Below are 20,367 nucleotides of genomic sequence, written 5' to 3'. Positions count from 1 at the left end.
AGGCACTATGCTTAATGAGCCGAATGTAAGCATCCAAGTTCAGAGTGTCTATATAGAAAGCCAATCTCAACCCGATATTGCGAGATATGTGTTTGCTTACACTATCTGCATTCGTAATTTAGGACGAGAGCCTATTCAATTAATGAGCCGTTATTGGCTCATTACTAACAGTGATGGCCATAAGACCGAAGTTCAAGGTGAAGGCGTGGTTGGTGAACAACCGCTTATCCCACCAGGAAAAGAATACCGTTATACCAGTGGCGCAATCCTTGAAACACCAATGGGTACAATGGAAGGTTATTATGTGATGATAAGCACACAAGGGGACAGTTTCCACGTTGATATCCCTGCTTTTCGTCTTGCTATCCCAACACTGATTAATTAATTATGTCGACATATTTAGTAGGTGATATTCACGGTTGTTATCGTGAGCTCCGTGACTTGATGGAAAGCGTCCATTTTGATCCAACCAAAGACACACTGTGGTTAACAGGCGATCTCATTGCCCGCGGAACTGAATCACTGCAAGTTTTACGCTATGTAAAAAGCCTTGGTTCTGCCGCACGTTTAGTGCTTGGCAACCACGATCTCCATCTGTTAGGAATTTACTGTAAAATTAGTCGTAACAAGCCGAAAGATCACCTCGATGAGTTATTACATGCACCTGATCTTGACGAACTGATCAATTGGTTACGTCGCCAACCTTTATTACAAATTGATGAAGAAAAAAAGATCTTGATGACTCATGCAGGTATAACACCACAATGGGATATCGAAACAGCACGAATGTGTGCAAGGGAAGTTGAAGCCGTGCTGTCTAGTGATGCATATCCATTATTCATCGACTCCATGTATGGTGACATGCCAAATAACTGGTCTGAAAGCTTAATGGGGCTAGCTCGTTTGCGTTTTAGTACCAATGCCTTAACACGCCTGCGCTACTGTTTTCCAAACGGACAGCTAGATATGATTTGCAAGGAAAACCCTAAAAAAGCGCCCGCTCCGCTAAAACCCTGGTTCGATCTACCCAGTAAAATTCCTGAGGATTACTCAGTGTTTTTTGGTCACTGGGCATCCCTTGAAGGGAAATGCACTCCTGATAACGTTTATGCTTTAGATACGGGTTGCTGCTGGGGAGGGGAATTAACGCTATTCCATTGGGAAACTAAGCAGTACCACCAGCAAAAGTCATATCAAAAAAGCCGTAAAGAGTAATTTTTTGCCTAGTTAATTGCAAGTTATAGCAAAATGGCGCAATTAAGCGCCATTTTTGCATTCTAACTAAAAATTAGTCTCTTTTAGTTAAGATCTCAAAACAATAACCATGGGTATTGTTTTCGTCAGCTTCATGGTATTCGGTAAAAATAGAATCCCATTCATCAGGCTCATAAGCCGGAAAATGAGTATCTCCGATAACTTCAGCATCAACGTGAGTCAAATATAATTTATTCGCTAGCGGTAAAAATTGTTGATAAACTTTACCACCGCCAATTACCATCACCTCTTCAACATTTTCAATTGCTTGCGCTGCAGCCAATGCTTCTTCAATTGACGTTACCCAAATAACATCAGAATCAGTACCAGGAGCACTACTTAATACAATATTCACACGTTGTGGCAATGGGCGCCCAATTGATTCATAGGTAACACGGCCCATGATAACCGGTTTGTTTAACGTATTTCGTTTGAACCACGCTAGATCCCCCGGCAAATTCCAAGGCATCGCTTTTTCCATGCCGATAACCTGATCGATCGCCATTGCTGCGATTAAGCTAATATTCATCTACTCACCTTAGAAACAAGATATAAAAATTGAGCACACTATACGGAAAGAGAATTGCTTCGTCGACTAAATTTAAACTTCCTTAAACAGGTTTGAATCACTTATACTCGAATTGATAAACTTATGACTAAAAATAACATTTAAAAACAAAATGAACCCTCTAAGACCAGTCTAAATGTGAGTGTCATTAGCAGGTCATTTTTATTTACCAACATTGAACGGGAAAAGAGATTATAACATGTACGAAACGAGTATTATGGTTGCGACCATCGCTGCACTCGGTATGCTTTCTCCAGGGCCAGATTTCTTTTTGATTGTTAAAAATTCAGCACGCTATCAACGCTCTGCCGCATTAATGTCTGCATGTGGTGTGATAGTCGCTATCGCTTTGCATATGTCTTACTGTGTTGCAGGCCTCGCTGTCTTGATTACAACTACGCCTTGGCTGTTTAATATCTTAAAATACGCGGGTGCAGCCTATTTAATTTGGATCGGTGTCAAAAGCTTACTTCCGCAATCCGGCCATAGCGTTGATCTAACAACCAGTAAACACGAAATTGTTTCATTCAAAAAAGCCTTTATGCAAGGTTTTCTCTGTAATGTATTAAACCCAAAAGCCACGCTGTTCTTTTTAGCGGTTTTTACCCAAGTGCTAGATATTAATTCCACTGTTGGCGAAAAGCTGTGGTTTGCCTTTATTATTTGGGGTTTAGCCGTCATCTACTGGCCTATTTTAGTATTTTTAATCCAAAGTGCCCCTGTAAGAAAAGGCCTGGCAAAGGTGCAAAAATACGTTGATAAGGTTCTCGGCGTTGTATTAATCGCCTTTGGTATTCGAGTGGCGCTAAGCTAGCTTTGTCAACAACCTAAAGCAGGCTAAATGCCTGCTTATTGGATATTCAATATTGTTGTAATACGAATTATTGCATGGTGTCTTGCGGTGCAACAACCAACTGCCCTACAGACCCTAAATCCGCCTTCTCTAAATTGTGGCTATAAAATAAGAACGGGAAATGGTTATAGGACGGTTGCATCATTTGAACTAATAATTCAACTCGGCTATCAACCCACACAGTATCTTTCCAGCCATAATCTTCTGGCGGTGTTGGTTTACCATTACGGTTTAAGACCTTAAAGCGCACACCTTCAATGTGAAATGCTTGCGGTTCATTCGTCGTCACAACCCAACGTTCCCAATTGCCTTGGCGGCTTGAGAAATCAACCCTGTTTGTATCAATAGTCGCATTATTAATACCAAAACCATCATTAAGGTGAATATTACGTTGTGTAATACTGGATGTGACTTGCGTTTTATCTTCAACTAATTGTGCCGGTAAACCATCCGTTACCAATGACATTAATCCAGTTGCCTTGATAGTTAATACATTGGTTGAAATTAAGCTATTCGATGGTTCAAATAGCCCTTTTAAACGGTCCATAAAGGTAGCCGACTCGCCCGCAGTAATGGTTAACTCTTGCGTTTTCGCCATATCAATCAAGACTTCACGCCGTTCCCCCGGTGCTAATGGGAGTTCCTGAACACTAACAGGTACAGTTAATAACCCTTGATCAGATGCAATCAATGAAAATGGACGACCATCACTGATTTTCATTACATAATAACGGGAGTTCGACGCATTTAATAATCGTAGACGTACCCACCCTCGAGAAACTTCAATGTATGGATTTTGTACGCCATTAACCAGTAATGAATCGCCTAAAAACCCGTTTTCATCGGCTTTGTATTCAGGGACGCCAAAATTATCTAAACGCTTATCTTGAATAATGACAGGAAAATCATCAACACCATAGTGTTTAGGTAAACGCAGGTTTTTCGTCACATCATCTTCGATGATCCACATCCCCAATAAACCATTGTAGACTTGCTCGCCCATTTTCCCTTGAGTATTTGCATGATACCAAAGCGTTGCTGCATTTTGACGTATCGGGATCACTGGAGACCAGTCCGCATTAGGTGAAATTAACCTTGCCGCTCCACCAATTTGTGTTCCTGGTATTTGCAACCCGCTGATTGTCATCGAAACGGCTTCAGGTAAGCGATTACTATAAATAAGCTTAATGTCATCGCCATTTTTTACTTTGACTGTCGGCCCAGGGGAAGAACCATTTACTCCCCAAATATCGGCTGAATATTTTCCATCATAAGACCAATGAATTTTTTGTAATGTTAAAAATAATGGCTGTCCAGACCGTGATTCTAATAATGGTGGCACAGGTAAAGCTGTCGCCCCCTCTGCATTTGCATAAATTGGCACATAGGACAAACATAGAGCCACCCCCGCCGCTATCAGGGCTTGGCATCGATTGAATGACATAAATTCTCCGCTAAACAAAAATTCCAGCGCATTTTATTATTTAGTATTGTAGATTTTCAGCCTATAAAATGGCTAATTTATGATTGGACCCAGCAATATAACAACTTAGATACAACAATTTAAGGTCGCAATAATTTGTAAGCCATGATATCGCGAAAAAAGGCTAAATTCTAAAAATATCTAGCAAATGTGTAAAAATATAATTAATAAGATTATAAATAGTAATGGTAAGTAATTAAAAAAGGAAATAAGACAGGTAGGAAACAATAAAGTCAATTTATGCTGTATTCCACCTAAAAGAATGGGCAATATACAAATATTGCCCATTTTTAAATAAATTCAATGAATTAGGTTATTTGCCTTGTTTTGCCATTTCTTCGACTTCGAGATCGAGTTCTTTTATTTTGGCTTTCATTAAAGCATGGCAATGCTCAGATAATTCCCTCACTTGCTCTCGGCTATAAAGCGATGTATCGATAGGGTCTAGCATTTCAATAATGACAGTACCGTTATTCCAACGGTTTAACTTAATTTTACCTTGTGTACTAGAAACGCAAACAGGCACAATCGGTACCCCTGCTGCAATCGCTGCATGAAATGCCCCCGTTTTAAATGGCAGTAAACCACGACCACGGCTGCGAGTACCTTCAGGAAACATCCACACAGAAATTTTACGTTTTTTAATCTGGTCAGCAACTTGCGTGATTGTGTTATGGGCTTTAGAGCGATTAGCGCGGTCAATTAAAATATTACCCGTTATCCAATATAAAAAGCCAAAAAAAGGTATATAAACCAAGCTTTTTTTACCAACAGTTACCGTTCTTGGTAATACCCCATTTGACATAGTCACCATATCGTAATTGTTTTGGTGATTACCAATATAAATACTCGGGCCATAGCTCTTAGCTTTCTCGGGTACACGATTTATAATGTTAATCCCAAAAACGACTGATAACCGCCCGAACATGTGACCAAATGTCATTACGTGTTTTGGGTTACGAGGGCTAAATAGACAGTAAATCCCGCCCCCTACACACACCGCAATCGTATAAATAATAACAATGATCGCTCTAATAAGCGCTAACATACTAACCCCAAATTGTAAGAAGCTTTTCAGCTCCATGATGAATATTATCTACTTATAAACCTTTTGAAGTTCATACTAAAAAAGGTTTATAAGGTTTGTTCTTTGTTAATTATTCAGACTCTACTGGCTCAATATCAATACGCTCAATATTGTGCATTCCACGCGGTAACGACGTCCCTTTACGACCTCGTTCTGAACGATATTTTTGTAAGTCTTCTGCTTTAAACTTCAGCTTCCGCTTACCGAAATGCAAGGTCATTGATGCCCCCACAGGCAAAATCATCAACCAAGTCAATAAATCATCGCCAGTTGCCGCTTGCGCACCTGCAATATTGATAATTTTATTCCCTTTACCTTTTGAAAGTTGGGGTAAATCCGCCACAGGGAATATTAACATACGCCCTGCCTTGGTAATTGCCAACAGCAAATCTTCCTGTTCATTATGCAGTTCAATTGGTGCCAATACTTTTGCATTTTCAGGCAAAGAAATTAAGGCCTTACCAGTTTTATTTTTAGTGACTAAGTCATTGAAGGTACAAATAAAACCGTAACCTGCATCAGAAGCCATTAAATATTTCTGCTCATCAGGCGCCATCAATACATGTTCAATGGATGCACCTGGAGGCAGAGTTAATTTCCCCGTTAGAGGCTCACCTTGACTACGCGCTGAAGGCAATTCAAGCGGATCCACAGAATAACTTCGCCCTGTTGTGTCAAGGAATACCGCCGCCTGATTTGACTTACCTCGCGCAGCCCCTTTAAAACCATCTCCCGCTTTATAATTTAGGTTAGTCGGCTCGATATCATGCCCTTTAGCACTTCGCACCCACCCCATATCAGAAAGCACAACGGTAATCGGTTCTGACGGTAAAATTTCATGTTCGCTCATTGCTTTCGCTTCTTCGCGCTCATGCAATGGGGAGCGACGGTCATCACCGTAATCTTTGGCGTCAGCTTGAATCTCTTTTTTAATCAGCGTATTTAAACGTCTTTCAGACCCAAGAATCGCTTGTAAATCATCGCGCTCTTTGGCTAATTCATCTTGCTCGCCACGAATTTTCATTTCTTCGAGCTTGGCTAAATGGCGTAATTTTAACTCTAAAATAGCTTCAGCTTGGGTATCACTGATATTAAAACGTGACATTAAAACCGCTTTGGGTTCATCTTCTGTACGAATAATTTCAATGACTTCATCAATATTCAGATAAGCAATCAATAAACCATCTAAAATATGTAAACGTCTTAATACTTTTTCTAACCTGTGATTTAAGCGATTACGTACAGTTTGTCGACGGTAAGCGATCCACTCATTTAAGATCTCAACAAGCCCTTTTACCGCAGGTCGGTTATCTAAACCAATCATATTAAGGTTAACGCGGTAGCTACGCTCTAAATCCGTTGTCGCAAATAAGTGCGTCATAACCTGTTCAAGGTCAACACGATTACTACGTGGAACTATCACCAAACGTGTTGGGTTTTCATGGTTAGATTCATCGCGTAAATCTTCAACCATCGGCAATTTTTTCGCGCGCATTTGGCTGGCGATTTGTTCTAAAACTTTCGCCCCAGAAACTTGATGAGGGAGAGCCGTGATAACAGCATTACCATCTTCTTTTTCCCACACCGCACGCATGCGTACAGAGCCGCGCCCATTTTGATAAATCTTACGAATATCATCACGGGAAGAAATAATTTCTGCTTCCGTAGGGAAATCGGGTCCCGGCACAAATGCCATGATGTCATCAAGATTTAGTGTAGGTTTATCTAGTAAAGCAACCAAAGCTTGAGCCACTTCTCGGGCGTTATGTGGTGGAATATCTGTCGCCATCCCAACCGCAATGCCTGTTGTACCGTTTAACAAAATATTCGGTAAACGTGCAGGCAACATTTTGGGCTCGTTTAGCGTACCATCAAAGTTTGGTACCCAATCGACGGTGCCATGACCAAGTTCACTGAGTAAAACTTCAGCGTATTTGGATAGTCGTGATTCGGTATAACGCATTGCTGCGAATGATTTAGGGTCATCTGGTGCCCCCCAGTTTCCTTGACCATCCACCAGCGGATAACGGTAAGAAAACGGCTGCGCCATCAAGACCATCGCTTCATAACAAGCGATATCACCGTGTGGATGATATTTACCGAGAACATCACCCACAGTTCTGGCGGATTTTTTATATTTTGCCGTGTTGCTTAAGCCAAGTTCTGACATTGCATACACAATACGGCGCTGAACAGGTTTAAGCCCATCGCCAATAAACGGTAATGCCCTATCCATGATGACGTACATCGAATAGTTCAGATAGGCATTTTCAGTGAAAGCATGAAGCGGTAAGCGCTCTACGCCATCATGAGTAATTTCACTCATTCAATTCGTTCCTTTCTCATCGCAATTCGGATATTAGACATCAATTTCAGCCATATCGCCTTTTTCTTGCAGCCAATTACGGCGATCTTCAGAGCGTTTTTTCGCAAGAAGCATATCCATGACCGCAAGTGTTTCTTGGTAGTTTTCATCATCGATAATTAGCTGTACAAGACGACGAGTATTTGGATCTAATGTCGTTTCACGTAATTGCAGTGGGTTCATTTCCCCCAGCCCTTTAAATCGCTGAACATTGGGTTTACCTCGCTTGCGGCTAAGGCGTTCAAGTACAGCATTTTTTTCGCTTTCATCAAGGGCGTAAAACGTTTCTTTGCCTAAATCGATACGATATAACGGCGGCATTGCCATATAGACATGCCCTGCTTTTACTAATGTTGGGAAATGACGGACAAATAACGCACATAGCAATGTAGCAATGTGCAAACCATCGGAGTCCGCATCCGCAAGGATGCAAATTTTCCCATAGCGTAATTGACTAAGGTCTTCGCTATCAGGGTCTATTCCAATAGCAACAGAGATATCATGTACCTCTTGGGAAGCTAAAACCTCATCAGAAGACACTTCCCATGTATTGAGAATTTTACCGCGTAGCGGCATGATAGCTTGGTATTCGCGGTCACGCGCTTGTTTTGCAGAGCCCCCTGCGGAGTCCCCTTCTACAAGGAACAATTCCGTCATACTCAGGTCTTGCGAGCTACAATCGGCTAATTTACCCGGTAAAGCAGGGCCACTGGTGAGTTTTTTACGCACCACTTTTTTCGCTGCACGCATTCGACGCTGCGCGCTAGAAATTGCCATTTCTGCAAGCTGTTCAGCCACTTGCACGTTTTGGTTAAGCCATAAACTGAAGGCATCTTTTACCACGCCCGAAACAAACGCAGCGCATTGACGAGAAGACAGACGCTCTTTGGTTTGCCCCGCAAATTGTGGATCTTGCATTTTAACGGAAAGCACATAAGTACAGCGCTCCCAAATATCATCAGCTGAGAGCTTAACACCACGAGGCAATATATTGCGGAATTCGCAAAATTCACGCATCGCATCGAGCAACCCTTGGCGTAAACCATTAACATGGGTTCCACCTAGTGCTGTTGGGATAAGGTTAACGTAGCTTTCCGTCAGTAATTCACCACCTTCAGGCAACCAGAGCAACGCCCATTGTGCGGCTTCTGTTTCCCCTGAAAATTCACCTGTAAATGGCTTTGGGGGTAACGCTTCAAGGCCGTCAATTGACTCCATTAGGTAATCGGTCAACCCGTCACTGTAGCACCAACTTTGCTCTGTATCGTTGAGCTTATCCTTAAACGTGATTTTCACGCCAGGGCATAAAACAGCTTTGGCTTTTAAATTATGAGTTAAACGAGTTACTGAAAATTTTGGACTATCAAAATAGCTGCCATCTGGCCAAAAATGCACGCTAGTCCCTGTGTTGCGTTTTCCACAAGTCCCTATTACATGTAAATCTTCAACCTTATCGCCGTTTTCAAAGGCAATTTGATACACTTGGCTATCACGACGAACAGTAACTTCAATACGTTTTGATAACGCATTGACGACAGAAATCCCGACACCATGCAAACCACCTGAGAATTGGTAGTTTTTATTGGAGAATTTCCCCCCCGCATGTAATTGCCCCAGGATCAGCTCAACCGCTGACACTTTCATTTCTGGGTGAATATCGACAGGCATACCGCGCCCATCATCAATTACTTCAAGGGATTGATCGGCATGTAAAATAACCTCAATATGGCTCGCGTGCCCCGCAAGCGCTTCATCGACGCTATTATCAATTACTTCTTGAGCCAAATGGTTCGGTCGACTGGTATCGGTATACATCCCCGGACGACGGCGAACAGGCTCTAAACCACTGAGGACTTCAATGGCCTCTGCGTTATAACTAGATTGAGTCATGTTGTCATTCTGCGGTAATAGGTGATTAATTGAACTATTCAATCAGTGAGTTACTGTTGATAATAACAGTGTTCATACGTTTTGACACTATTTCTCTGCCAATTGTAGGAAATCAACAATTTGAGAAAAGTAAGCGTCAAAACCAATAAAGGCATGATTACCGTCAGGTTCCACAGTTTGTTTGCACTTTGAAAGATAGGCAACAGCCTCTCGATAATCAAGTACTTCATCGCCCATTTGTTGTAACAACCAGATAAGCTGAGGGGATGTTAATCTTTCAATGTATAAGGATTTTAGCTCATTAATGTGCTTTTCTTCCAACACATATTGTTCATGAGTATATGGGTTTGTATTGTCGCCTAAGTAATCTTGCAGTAAATCAAAAGGACGTACCGCAGGGTTTACGACGACAGCAGGAAGCTGATAACGCTCTGAAAACCAAATTGAAAAATAACCGCCGAGCGAAGAGCCGACTAACCCCATTTTCTCATGCTGATGCTGTTGGACAATATCATCCAACATAGCTTGAGCTTGCTGAGGGTAATTCGGTAACTGCGGTACAATCATATTAACTTGTGGATAATTCACCTCAATCCATTGCTTTAAGTTATTGGCTTTAGCTGATTGAGGGGAACTATTAAAACCATGAATATAAAGTAGAGTTGACATAAGCGAATTAATAACCGTCTGAGTCAAGGTCAGGGCTAAATTCCCTTGTATCTAAGCGATGAACGCGGGTTGTAATATGCCTTTGCCCTTGTTCATTAATACTTAATTCTAAATATCGCCAGCCTGGCGCGACGGTATCAAGCGCAAAATTAGTACAGTGAGGCTTAAATTGCACACAGGTAGAAGGCGTTGCCAACAACCGAATACCGTGCCAGTTTTCATCCATTTCTTGGTGAATATGGCCACATAGCATCGCTTTAACATTTGAGTAGCTTTTTAAATAATCAGCTAAAATATGTGAATTTCTCAAACTGTGCTGATCAAGCCAAGTACAACCCGAGGCTAGAGGATGGTGATGCAGCATAATCAATGTAGTACGTTCAGGTTCAGCATCTAAGCTGGCTTTCATCCACTCTAACTGTTGCTCAGAAAGCTCGCCATGAGGTACATCTTGAAGTTGGCTATCAAGCATCAAGATTTGCCACTCATCACCAATTAAAACTTGTTTAGCGCTTGAAATCCCAGCAATTCTGAGTGTTTTGACCATAGCCGGTGGATAGTCATGATTACCAGGAAGCCATACGCAAGGAGCAGGAATACGCGCAATACCATCCGCAAAATGCTGATAAGCTTGTGGTGATTGGTCTTGAACTAAATCCCCTGTCGCCACAATTAAGTCGATTGGGAGATTTTCCTCTGAGATAGCATCAAGTACCGCCTGATAGCTACGGTAAGTATTTACCCCTAAAAGCGTATTTTCTGTATTAGCAAAAAGATGCGTATCAGTAACCTGTAAAATTCTCACAACTTTAGAGTTCTTTGCAGTCACTTCAAGCTGGCTGTCCAAAAGTATTCCTTTTCTTAAATATTATTTAGTACCTAATCTATTCATTACAACTATATAAAAGCTCAACATACTTACAACTATCTTAAAGCTTTACTTTCTAACTTTCTGATAATCAGCACACACTTCATCAGATTAATCGTTATTTAACACAGTTTCATCCACTTTTCATGAAGTTTTTGATAGTGAAGTTGTAACCATTGAATCGCTATCACTGTTGCTGCATTATCAATTGTGCCGTCTTCAACCCATTGAAAAGCTTGCTCTCGACTAACCACATGTACGCAAATATCTTCATTTTCTGACGCTAGCCCATGAACACCTTTCGCTTGGCTGCTATCAACTTCACCGATAAATACATGCATACGTTCAGTCGTACCGCCAGGGCTAGAAAGATAACTTACCGCTTTTTCAGTGCGACCAATAATAAGCCCAGCTTCCTCAACGGCCTCACGACGAATAACCTCTTCCGGTGATTCGTTTTGCTCTATCATTCCAGCTACTGCTTCAAGTAACCAGGGTGTTTCACTAGTCTCAATCGCTGGCAACCGAATTTGTTCAATTAAAACAACACTATCTGCTTTCGGGTCATAGGGTAAAACCACGCCAGCATGGCCGCGTTCAAAAACTTCACGGCGAATTTCTTTACTCCATCCCCCCGCGAAAAGGCGATGACGAAATTGATATTCAACCATTTGAAAAAAACCGTTAAATAATTTACGCTTGGATATAATTTCAACATCATTTTTGCCGTATTTAATTGGCTGCTCTATTTGTTTTGTCATTTCATTCTCCAAACCCAATTATTCCATCTTAAGGAAATAATTGTGGATTAAAACAGTTTTTAAGGTTTTTTAACCTTAGATGAGGTAATGTTTAATAAATTGAGACAAAATGGCACAAAAGGCTACCGTTAATAGAAGTGATACTCTGTTACAATAAGCGCCATTATTCAAATCAAAGAGCAACGTAGTGTCTGTTTTTAATAACTGTCTCTAAAACGGATAATTTAATATCTATCGCCTAGTTAGGCATGGTACGTTTTAGGCAACAGACTCAACTTAATTTGCTGTTTAATCAAGGAATCAAAATGAAGAAACTGCTTCCCCTTTTAATTTCGATGAGTTTTGTGGGTCTCAGTACCAATAGCTATGCAGAAGATTTACTACAGGTTTACCAAAAATCCAAAGAAAGTAACCCTGAATTAAGAAAATCATTAGCTGAACGTAATCAAGCTTTTGAAAAAATTAATGAATCTCGCAGCCCATTATTGCCACAATTAGGTTTAGGTGCAGGAGCTAGCTACGGCAGTGGTTACCGTGACGCAAGAAATACTGAAAGCACAGGTTTAAATGCTTCACTGAAACTCACTCAAGTTGTGTTTGATATGTCGAAATGGCGTCAATTGACTATCCAAGAAAAAACCGCGGGTATTTCTGATGTCACATACCAAACAAGTCAACAGCAATTAATTTTAGATACTGCAACTGCGTATTTTAATGTGTTAAAAGCGATTGACGCGTTATCTTATATTGAAGCAAATAAAGAAGCCGTTTATCGCCAATTAGACCAAGTTACACAACGCTTTAACGTTGGCCTTGTTGCCATTACCGACGTGCAAAACGCCCGTGCAAACTATGATAGCGTTATTGCACAAGAAGTCGCTGGCCGCAATGATTTAGAAAATGCGATTGAAAAACTGCGTCAAGTCAGTGGCGTGTACTACAGCCAACTTGCTTCTTTAAATATCGACCGCTTTAAAACCAATGAGTTGGGCGATATCAACGCTATCCTAAAAGAAGCAGAAGAGCGTAACCTCAGCCTATTAAGCGCACGTTTAGCACAAGATGTTTCTCGTGAAAATATTCGCTTAGCAGAAACAGGCCACATGCCAACAGTTAACTTAGATGCATCAACATCAGTCACAAATAGTTACCAACACGGCAGCGGTTATAATACTCCATATGGTGGTGGTGCGACCAACAGCTATAATGGTCAAAATAGCATTGGCTTAAATTTAAGCATTCCACTGTATACTGGTGGCGCAGTCAGTTCTCAGGTTGAACAAGCACAATATGGTTTCCAAGGTGCTAGTGAACAACTAGAAAGCGTTTACCGCAATGTGATTCAGTTAGTTCGTTCATCATTTAATAACGTATCATCGTCAATCAGTAGCATTAATGCCTACAAACAAGTCGTTGTTTCCGCACAAAGCTCATTAGATGCGATGGAAGCCGGCTATCAAGTAGGAACTCGTACCATTGTTGACGTGTTGACAGCAACAACTGCGCTATACCAAGCGAAACAAAACCTGTCTAATGCACGTTATGACTACATGATTAACCAACTGAATATCGAATTTGCTCGTGGCACATTGAACGAAGACGATATTGCCCGCCTAAATGCGAATTTAGGTAAAGAGATTTCAACCTCTGCAAGTAGTATTATTCGTAATACCAACGCGCCAAAAATGAATTAAAACTCTTAGTTTATTTGAAAATGATATAATGGCCCGCTTATATAGCGGGTTATTTTTTGAAGGAAGCCAAGTAAATCGTTTAGAATTGCTAATTTGCACTAATTGAACCGCTTACAACCCCTTTTCATTAGCCTCTGGCACAAATTCAGTTAATTCTCACTCTTATTACTGCGCGCTAGAGCAAAAAACAACCAATAGTTAACACATTGATATAAAATAAAAATATTATTTTTCCCTTTAACTAATACCATGCTAAATAGGAAAAAATAGCAAAAAGTTATCAAAATGATAAATTCAGCTCATTTCTCCTATATTTCTGCTTTAATTTTCAGCGTTTATCCCCTATCCTAGAGCTAACATCTAAAAACATCTTACTTAATTAAATTCAGGGTAATTACCATGACCATGAAGCGTACCAAAGATATTAATCAGAGCGCCTTCCGTAAGTCTTGGCGTTCATACCGTTTAGCGCCTGTGGCTGTTGCGGTCAGTGCCGTATTTATGCTTTCCGCTTGTGAAGAAAGTGATGAAACCGTCTCATTGTACACAAACGCACAAGACTGTAGCCAAGCGAACCCATCACAAGCAGAACAGTGCACTATCGCCTACAATAATGCGCTACAAGAAGCCGCTAAAACTGCACCTAAATATGAAACTCAAGCTGACTGTATTGCTGAGTTTGGTGAAGCTATGTGTACTCAAGCTCCGGCTCAAGCAGGTATTGCAGGCACTAGCTCAACAAATGGTGAACAAACGGCTCAAGCACAAAGCAGCGGCGGTAGCATGTGGATGCCATTAATGATGGGTTATATGATGGGCCGTATGATGGGCGGTAGCGCTGCATCACAACCATTATTCAGCTCAAAAAACCCAGCTAGCCCTGCCAATGGTAAGTTTGTTGACGCTTCAGGTAAAAGCTATGGCCCTGCTGTTGCAGGTGGCCGTTCCATGAGCGTACCAAAAACAGCCATGGCACCTAAACCACCAACAACTTCAACAGTTACCCGTGGCGGTTTTGGTGACACCGTAAATAAACAAGCGATGGCACAGCGTTCATCTTCTTCTGCAAAATCAACCTCTTCTTCCCGTTCGATGGGTGGTTGATAAGTAATGAAACGAGTTCCTATAGTAGAGCGCCCAAACTGGCGCGAAAAAGCTTCTGAGTTTGGCTTTGAATTTCATACTATGTATGGTGAGCCCTACTGGTCAGAAGATGCGTATTACCAATTTACTATGGCACAAATTGAAGAAATAGAAGATGCAACCGAGCAGTTGCATCAAATGTGCCTAAAAGTGGTTGAACGTGTTGTTGAAAGCGATGAGTTAATGGCACGTTTTCAGATCCCTAAGCATTGTTGGGAATTTGTTCGCAGCTCATGGAAAAGCGAACAACCTTCGTTATATTCTAGGCTTGACCTCGCTTACGATGGTATTAACCCTCCTAAGCTTTTAGAAAATAACGCGGATACTCCAACCTCATTATACGAGTCTGCATTTTTCCAATGGATCTGGTTAGAAGATCAAATTGAAGCAGGGAAATTACCTGAAAATGCCGATCAGTTTAATAGTATTCAAGAGCAATTGATCGAACGCTTTACGCAATTAAAAGATCAGTATGGTTTTCGCTTGTTGCATATGTCTTGTTGCCGTGACACTGAAGAAGATCGCGGTACCGTTCAATATCTACAAGACTGTGCAAATGAAGCGGGTATTGCCACTGAATTCTTATATATCGATGAAATTGGCCTAGGTGAAAAAGGTGAGTTTTCGGATACCCAAGATCAGGTGATTAGCAACCTGTTCAAGTTATATCCATGGGAATTTATGCTAAGAGAAATTTTCTCGACTAAATTGCAAGACGCTGGCGTACGCTGGTTAGAACCTGCATGGAAGAGCATCATTTCTAACAAAGCCTTATTGCCTATGTTATGGGAAATGTTCCCAGATCACCCAAATTTACTGCCTGCCTATTTTGCGGATGGCAAAACCCAGCCAGAACTCGAAAAATACGTTATTAAGCCATTATTTTCTCGTGAAGGCGCTAATATCCGTATTATCGAAAATGGTAAGGAAATTGCAGCCGCAGACGGCCCATACGGCGAAGAAGGTATGATTATTCAACAGTTCCATCCACTTCCACAATTTGAAGGTAACTACACCTTAGTCGGAAGCTGGTTGGTGAATGATCAACCTGCGGGGATCTGTATTCGTGAAGATAAAGAACTGATCACTCAAGACTTATCACGCTTTTATCCACATACGATCATCGACTAATCGTATTTAACGTTAAAAGGAAAGCCCAAATATAGCAATATGATTTGGGCTTTTTTATGAAACAAAGCTATCGCAGAAAACTTACCCTACCTGAATAGACAACATACTTAACGATGCCGACACAATTCCTTCAATCGGTGTACTGATCTCTTCTTGCCCATCCCAAGTGCCTAAAATAGGTAAAATAGGCAAGTAATGTTCTGGTGATGGGTTCGATAATTTGCCATCCTCCCGTTCTAATCCTTTAGTCAGTGGGTGAGGCGTTCCATGACTTTGCAGATTGTCATATACAAATTTTTCAAAAGATATTGCCCACGTGTACGGCTCAGCATGAGAGTTTTGCCAATTCATCGCCCGTAAATTGTGGACAACATTGCCACTGCCCATAATCAGCACGCCTTTCTCCCTTAAAACACTCAATTTTTTACCGAGTTCATAGTGCCAAGTGGCGGGCTTGCTACCATCGATACTCAGTTGGATCACGGGGATATCCGCTTCTGGATACATACGCAGCAAAATTTCCCATGTACCGTGGTCTAATCCCCACTCTTGTTCATCAAGGTAAATTGGCTCAGGGGCGAGTAATGAAACAACTTGCTGAGCTAATTCAGGAGAACCAGGAGCTGGATATTCGATTTGATACAAGGCTTCGGGGAACCCGCCAAAATCATGAATCGTTTTTGGTTTTAACATCGAAGTCACAGCAGTACCGCGCGTATACCAATGGGCTGAAATCACCAAAATTGCGCGTGGCCGAGATAAGGCTTTACCGAGATTTTCCCACGCTTGAGTGTAAGGGTTATCCTCAATCGCATTCATAGGGCTACCATGACCAATAAAAATGGCAGGGATCTTATTTTTTACCATCGAAGTATTTACTGACATGATGATTTCAACTCCAACTCAATTAGTTTCTCCCTACAGCATACGCTTTCCAGCAAAAAACACAGTGGGCTAATTATGAGTATGATCATCAAAAAAATTGAAAAGGCCACGAGGTGTGCAACTCAGTGGCCTTTATAACATTCTATATGCTTAACAGACTATTTATTACCTAAATAACTAAAACCATTACATTAGATAATATTCAAGATATGACGAGAAAAAAGATTAGCTCGCTTTCTTTTCCTGCAACTGACGATACTGAACTAAGTCTTCAATCGTCACTACAGTCAAACCATGTTGCTTACCAAACGCAGCCACTTCAGGGGTACGAGCCATAGAACCATCATCATTGGTTAACTCACACAACACACCAGCTGGCTTGAAACCTGCCAATATTGCTAAGTCGATAGACGCTTCAGTATGACCACGACGCGTTAATACCCCGCCTTCACGGCCACGCAGAGGGAAAACATGTCCTGGGTGGTTAAGGTCTGAAGGAACGGCGTTATCTGCAATTGCGGCACGAATAGTGGTGATACGGTCTGCGGCAGAAACACCTGTCGTCACACCTTGTGCGGCTTCAATGGTCACAGTAAAGCCTGTTTGATTTTGGCTCGTATTGTTATCTACCATCATAGGTAGTTCGAGTTGCTTGCGGCGCTCTTCAGTAATACAAAGGCACACGATCCCACTGCTATAACGAATGGTAAATGCCATTTGCTCGGCGGTCATAGTTTCTGCTGCAAAAACTAAATCGCCTTCGTTCTCACGATCTTCATCATCAAGAACAAGAACACCTTTACCTTGGCGTAATGCCTCGATAGCATTTTCAACACGTTCGATAGGATTGCCAAATACAGAAAGTAGCGAATGATCCATGGTAAAAAACCTCTTAAATAGTTATTAACTAGTTACCAGAATCAAGGCAGTCTTAGGAATACGAGAAATGGTGAATATATAAATAGCCAATAAAAGGCATTTACCTATTCAGGTATGCAGAACACTATTGTGCGTAATCGCACAAACATGCAGATACTGTTAATTCTCTCCCATCCGGACTATAACCGTCGGCCCCAGATTCACACTGGGTCTGCTGACCTTTACCATAAAAATGATAAAGCGCTCGCGGGCTTCATGCGTGATGCATGTTTACCGCCGGTGGGGACTTTCACCCCGCCCTGAGATATACGCAATTAATATAACGCCAATAATTCAAGTTCGCAACGATGATAATCAAAATTGGCGAACGACTCACACTTTTAGCCAAAAAACATGAATAAAAACTTAGAGTTATCAAGGTTAATTTCACTACTGGCTCTAAACCTCTCTCTAAATAATTCAAGCTAGCGCAAGGCAGCAAGAGGTATTAAACTAGTCCCAACAATTCACAACAATATTTTGATAAACTTAAGGACCCGCGAAATGCTCGATCCGAAAAAAATTGAACAAGTTGCCCGCCAAATTCAAGGCGCTTTACCACAAGGCGTACGCGATTTAGGTGAAGATTTTGATAAAAAACTGCGTTCACTGTTACAATCACAACTCGGCAAATTAGACTTAGTCAGTCGTGAAGAATTTGATATTCAAACTCAAGTCTTATTACGCACCCGTGAAAAATTAGCGAAGATGGAACAACGCGTTAGCGCACTCGAAGCCCATTTAAATGTAGAAGAAAAAACGGCTGAGTAATTAAATTGAAAAAGTGACACCGATTAAGGCGTCACTTTTGTTATTTGATATTCAGTTCACGCTCAAGCAGCTGAACAATATACTGATTTTTAGAAACATTATGCTCAGTTGTTACCGCATTTAAATAAGCCTCTAAGCGGCTTGGGTAACGCAGCGTAAATGACTTTACCGTTTCTTGTTCTTTGAACGGGTTAATCCCTTCTTCTTGGCAGCCTTCGATGTATTCTGCTAAAGAAATTCGCGCTTCTTTTTTTAACCCTTCAATGCTATCAGAAACAAAATCACAGTAACCACTTACATCTAAAAACTTACCACGAAACGCTTTAATTTCAGCTTCATAGATAACAGATGCAGGATGGCCGTCTATCGTCATCACATTACTGCTTTTAATCATATTCCACCCCTATCGTCTATTCCATGACGTCATATTGTGATATCAAAATCTAAAGCAAAAAAATATGACGTCAACATTTGACGCCACATTGATTTTAGATAAATAAAAACCTCACGGCGTTTTTACATACCCACGTGAGGTTATTAACTCGCTAATTAATAATGATAAATTAACTGGTTTTCATGATATTTTTGATGATATTGGTTGTAGAAATACCATCTTCAAAGTTAAGTACTTTAACTTCGCCTCCCGCGGCCCATACCTCCGCACTGCCCGCGATCTCTTCAGGGCGGTAATCCCCCCCTTTAACTAAGATATCAGGCAAAACCTCTGCGATTAGACGCTGTGGAGTGTCCTCTTCAAAAGCCACGACCCAATCTACTGCCCCTAAAGCCCCTAGAACGGTCATACGCTGTTCTAATGGGTTAACTGGACGTGTTTCACCTTTTAAGCGGCGTGTCGAAGCATCGCTATTTACAGCTACAATTAGGCGGTCACCCAATTTACGCGCGTTAGCTAAATAAGACACATGCCCAGCATGGAGAATATCAAAACAGCCATTAGTCATCACCACACGTTCACCGCGCAGTCTTGCATTCTCAACCGCTTGTTTTAATTCACTTTCAGTCATAACACCAAAACCAGTGTCAGCACGGCCACGAATAGCGTTTTCTAATTCAATAGGCGAAACCGTTGAAGTCCCTAATTTGCCCACCACCACGCCTGCTGCGGCATTAGCTAGTGCGCAGGCTTCATGTAATGGGCGGCCAGATGCAATAGAGGCAGCGAGAACACCAATAACCGTATCCCCTGCCCCCGTCACGTCAAACACTTCTTGTGCTTGAGTCGGTAAATGCAATGGGGCTTCATCACGGCGAATTAAGCTCATACCTTGTTCTGAGCGCGTAATTAGCAGCGCTTTAAGCTCCAATGACTGAAGCAGCTTCATGCCTTTTTCTTCAACGTCTTGGTTGTTTTTACATGGCCCAACAATCGCTTCAAACTCAGACATATTTGGTGTCAATAAAGTTGCCCCACGGTAACGTTCGAAATTGTTTCCTTTCGGGTCAATCAAGACTGGAACATTGGCCTTGTTGGCGAGCGCTATCATCTTCTCAACATGAGTTAACGCCCCTTTTGCATAGTCAGACAGTACTAGTGCGCCAATGTGTGGCAGTGCTTGTTCTATGCGCTCCAGTACAGGGGCAACATCCACGTTTTCAAAACCTTCTTCAAAATCGAGGCGAATAAGTTGCTGATTACGTGAAAGTACGCGTAATTTAGTAATGGTTGGATGGGTGGGGATAGCCACAAAATCACAACGAACCTGTACGGCATTTAAATTTTTAGTGAGTGCTTTTGCCGCGTCATCAATTCCAGTTAACCCCACAAGGCGTGAATTTGCACCCAATGACGCAATATTCATCGCGACGTTAGCCGCACCACCGGGACGCTCTTCGACCATTGTGACTTTAACAACCGGGACAGGGGCTTCTGGCGAGATACGGTTTGCAGGACCATGCCAATAACGGTCTAACATAACATCACCAACCACCAGCACACCGGCTTGTTTATAATCCGGAAGAGTTACTTTCATCCTGCACTCCAGTCTTAAAAAGGAAATCTGATAATA

General features: G+C 41.6%; 19 protein-coding genes and 1 riboswitch. Of the genes, 7 read left to right on the top strand and 12 right to left on the bottom strand.

The window, feature by feature from the left end:
• Positions 1-7 precede the first annotated feature (7 nt).
• On the top strand, positions 8-385 hold the full coding sequence (apaG, locus tag M1F25_RS05755; protein WP_004257676.1) for a Co2+/Mg2+ efflux protein ApaG: 378 nt from the start codon (positions 8-10) through the stop codon (positions 383-385).
• 2 nt (positions 386-387) lie between these two features.
• Positions 388-1,215, top strand: a complete 828-nt coding sequence (gene apaH, locus M1F25_RS05750; protein WP_036958002.1) for a bis(5'-nucleosyl)-tetraphosphatase (symmetrical) ApaH — start codon at positions 388-390, stop codon at positions 1,213-1,215.
• A gap of 73 nt (positions 1,216-1,288) precedes the next feature.
• Here apaH and folA read toward each other — a convergent pair whose 3' ends face one another.
• A complete protein-coding gene (gene folA, locus M1F25_RS05745) occupies positions 1,289-1,783 on the bottom strand; it encodes a type 3 dihydrofolate reductase (RefSeq protein WP_004257684.1) in 495 nt (164 codons plus the stop codon).
• Positions 1,784-2,021: 238 nt separating this feature from the next.
• Between folA and M1F25_RS05740 the strand changes: the two genes are divergently transcribed.
• The gene (locus M1F25_RS05740; RefSeq protein WP_004257687.1) at positions 2,022-2,636 is read left to right on the top strand and encodes a LysE family transporter; all 615 of its coding nucleotides are present in this window, start codon (positions 2,022-2,024) and stop codon (positions 2,634-2,636) included.
• Positions 2,637-2,703: 67 nt separating this feature from the next.
• Here the strand turns inward: M1F25_RS05740 and ftsP are convergent, their stop codons facing one another.
• The 7 genes from ftsP to nudF all read right to left on the bottom strand — a co-directional run bounded on the left by ftsP (position 2,704) and on the right by nudF (position 11,798).
• Positions 2,704-4,119, bottom strand: a complete 1,416-nt coding sequence (gene ftsP / locus M1F25_RS05735) for a cell division protein FtsP (protein WP_004257690.1) — start codon at positions 4,117-4,119, stop codon at positions 2,704-2,706.
• 352 nt (positions 4,120-4,471) lie between these two features.
• Positions 4,472-5,206 (bottom strand): 1-acylglycerol-3-phosphate O-acyltransferase, encoded by a 735-nt coding sequence (locus tag M1F25_RS05730; protein ID WP_136134329.1) that lies wholly within the window; start codon positions 5,204-5,206, stop codon positions 4,472-4,474.
• 109 nt (positions 5,207-5,315) lie between these two features.
• Positions 5,316-7,571 (bottom strand): DNA topoisomerase IV subunit A, encoded by a 2,256-nt coding sequence (gene parC / locus M1F25_RS05725; RefSeq protein ID WP_181489442.1) that lies wholly within the window; start codon positions 7,569-7,571, stop codon positions 5,316-5,318.
• A 33-nt stretch (positions 7,572-7,604) separates the two neighbouring features.
• The gene (gene parE / locus M1F25_RS05720) at positions 7,605-9,500 is read right to left on the bottom strand and encodes a DNA topoisomerase IV subunit B (RefSeq protein WP_094961099.1); all 1,896 of its coding nucleotides are present in this window, start codon (positions 9,498-9,500) and stop codon (positions 7,605-7,607) included.
• A gap of 87 nt (positions 9,501-9,587) precedes the next feature.
• Positions 9,588-10,169 (bottom strand): esterase YqiA, encoded by a 582-nt coding sequence (yqiA, locus tag M1F25_RS05715; protein ID WP_096864098.1) that lies wholly within the window; start codon positions 10,167-10,169, stop codon positions 9,588-9,590.
• 7 nt (positions 10,170-10,176) lie between these two features.
• Positions 10,177-11,016, bottom strand: a complete 840-nt coding sequence (gene cpdA, locus M1F25_RS05710; RefSeq protein WP_004257710.1) for a 3',5'-cyclic-AMP phosphodiesterase — start codon at positions 11,014-11,016, stop codon at positions 10,177-10,179.
• A gap of 143 nt (positions 11,017-11,159) precedes the next feature.
• On the bottom strand, positions 11,160-11,798 hold the full coding sequence (gene nudF / locus M1F25_RS05705; RefSeq protein WP_004257715.1) for an ADP-ribose diphosphatase: 639 nt from the start codon (positions 11,796-11,798) through the stop codon (positions 11,160-11,162).
• Positions 11,799-12,103: 305 nt separating this feature from the next.
• Here nudF and tolC point away from each other — a divergent pair, with 305 nt between their 5' ends.
• From tolC to M1F25_RS05690, 3 genes are all read left to right on the top strand, one after another.
• Positions 12,104-13,492, top strand: a complete 1,389-nt coding sequence (gene tolC / locus M1F25_RS05700; RefSeq protein WP_036958003.1) for an outer membrane channel protein TolC — start codon at positions 12,104-12,106, stop codon at positions 13,490-13,492.
• Between the two features lie 399 nt (positions 13,493-13,891).
• Entirely contained in the window at positions 13,892-14,596 is a 705-nt protein-coding gene (locus tag M1F25_RS05695; RefSeq protein WP_004257725.1) for a DUF1190 family protein, read from the top strand.
• Positions 14,597-14,602: 6 nt separating this feature from the next.
• A complete protein-coding gene (locus tag M1F25_RS05690; protein WP_004908587.1) occupies positions 14,603-15,766 on the top strand; it encodes a glutathionylspermidine synthase family protein in 1,164 nt (387 codons plus the stop codon).
• Positions 15,767-15,847: 81 nt separating this feature from the next.
• On the opposite strand, the gene ygiD is transcribed toward M1F25_RS05690, so the two are convergent.
• On the bottom strand, positions 15,848-16,633 hold the full coding sequence (ygiD, locus tag M1F25_RS05685; protein ID WP_181489686.1) for a 4,5-DOPA dioxygenase extradiol: 786 nt from the start codon (positions 16,631-16,633) through the stop codon (positions 15,848-15,850).
• A gap of 243 nt (positions 16,634-16,876) precedes the next feature.
• Positions 16,877-17,530 (bottom strand): 3,4-dihydroxy-2-butanone-4-phosphate synthase, encoded by a 654-nt coding sequence (ribB, locus tag M1F25_RS05680; protein WP_096864069.1) that lies wholly within the window; start codon positions 17,528-17,530, stop codon positions 16,877-16,879.
• 158 nt (positions 17,531-17,688) lie between these two features.
• A riboswitch (FMN riboswitch) is annotated at positions 17,689-17,841 on the bottom strand.
• Positions 17,842-18,073: 232 nt separating this feature from the next.
• Here ribB and ubiK point away from each other — a divergent pair.
• A complete protein-coding gene (gene ubiK, locus M1F25_RS05675; protein WP_004257742.1) occupies positions 18,074-18,340 on the top strand; it encodes a ubiquinone biosynthesis accessory factor UbiK in 267 nt (88 codons plus the stop codon).
• 40 nt (positions 18,341-18,380) lie between these two features.
• Here ubiK and M1F25_RS05670 read toward each other — a convergent pair whose 3' ends face one another.
• Entirely contained in the window at positions 18,381-18,734 is a 354-nt protein-coding gene (locus tag M1F25_RS05670) for a type II toxin-antitoxin system HicB family antitoxin (RefSeq protein ID WP_004257748.1), read from the bottom strand.
• A 169-nt stretch (positions 18,735-18,903) separates the two neighbouring features.
• The gene (gene hldE / locus M1F25_RS05665; RefSeq protein WP_096864068.1) at positions 18,904-20,331 is read right to left on the bottom strand and encodes a bifunctional D-glycero-beta-D-manno-heptose-7-phosphate kinase/D-glycero-beta-D-manno-heptose 1-phosphate adenylyltransferase HldE; all 1,428 of its coding nucleotides are present in this window, start codon (positions 20,329-20,331) and stop codon (positions 18,904-18,906) included.
• Between the last annotated feature and the right edge of the window lie 36 nt (positions 20,332-20,367).

The sequence above is a fragment of the Providencia sp. PROV109 genome (assembly GCF_033681625.1).
In the GTDB taxonomy this organism is placed as follows: Bacteria; Pseudomonadota; Gammaproteobacteria; order Enterobacterales; family Enterobacteriaceae; genus Providencia; species Providencia hangzhouensis.
Note: the sequence above shows the minus strand (reverse complement) of the source record. Positions and strands in the feature narration are given on the sequence as shown.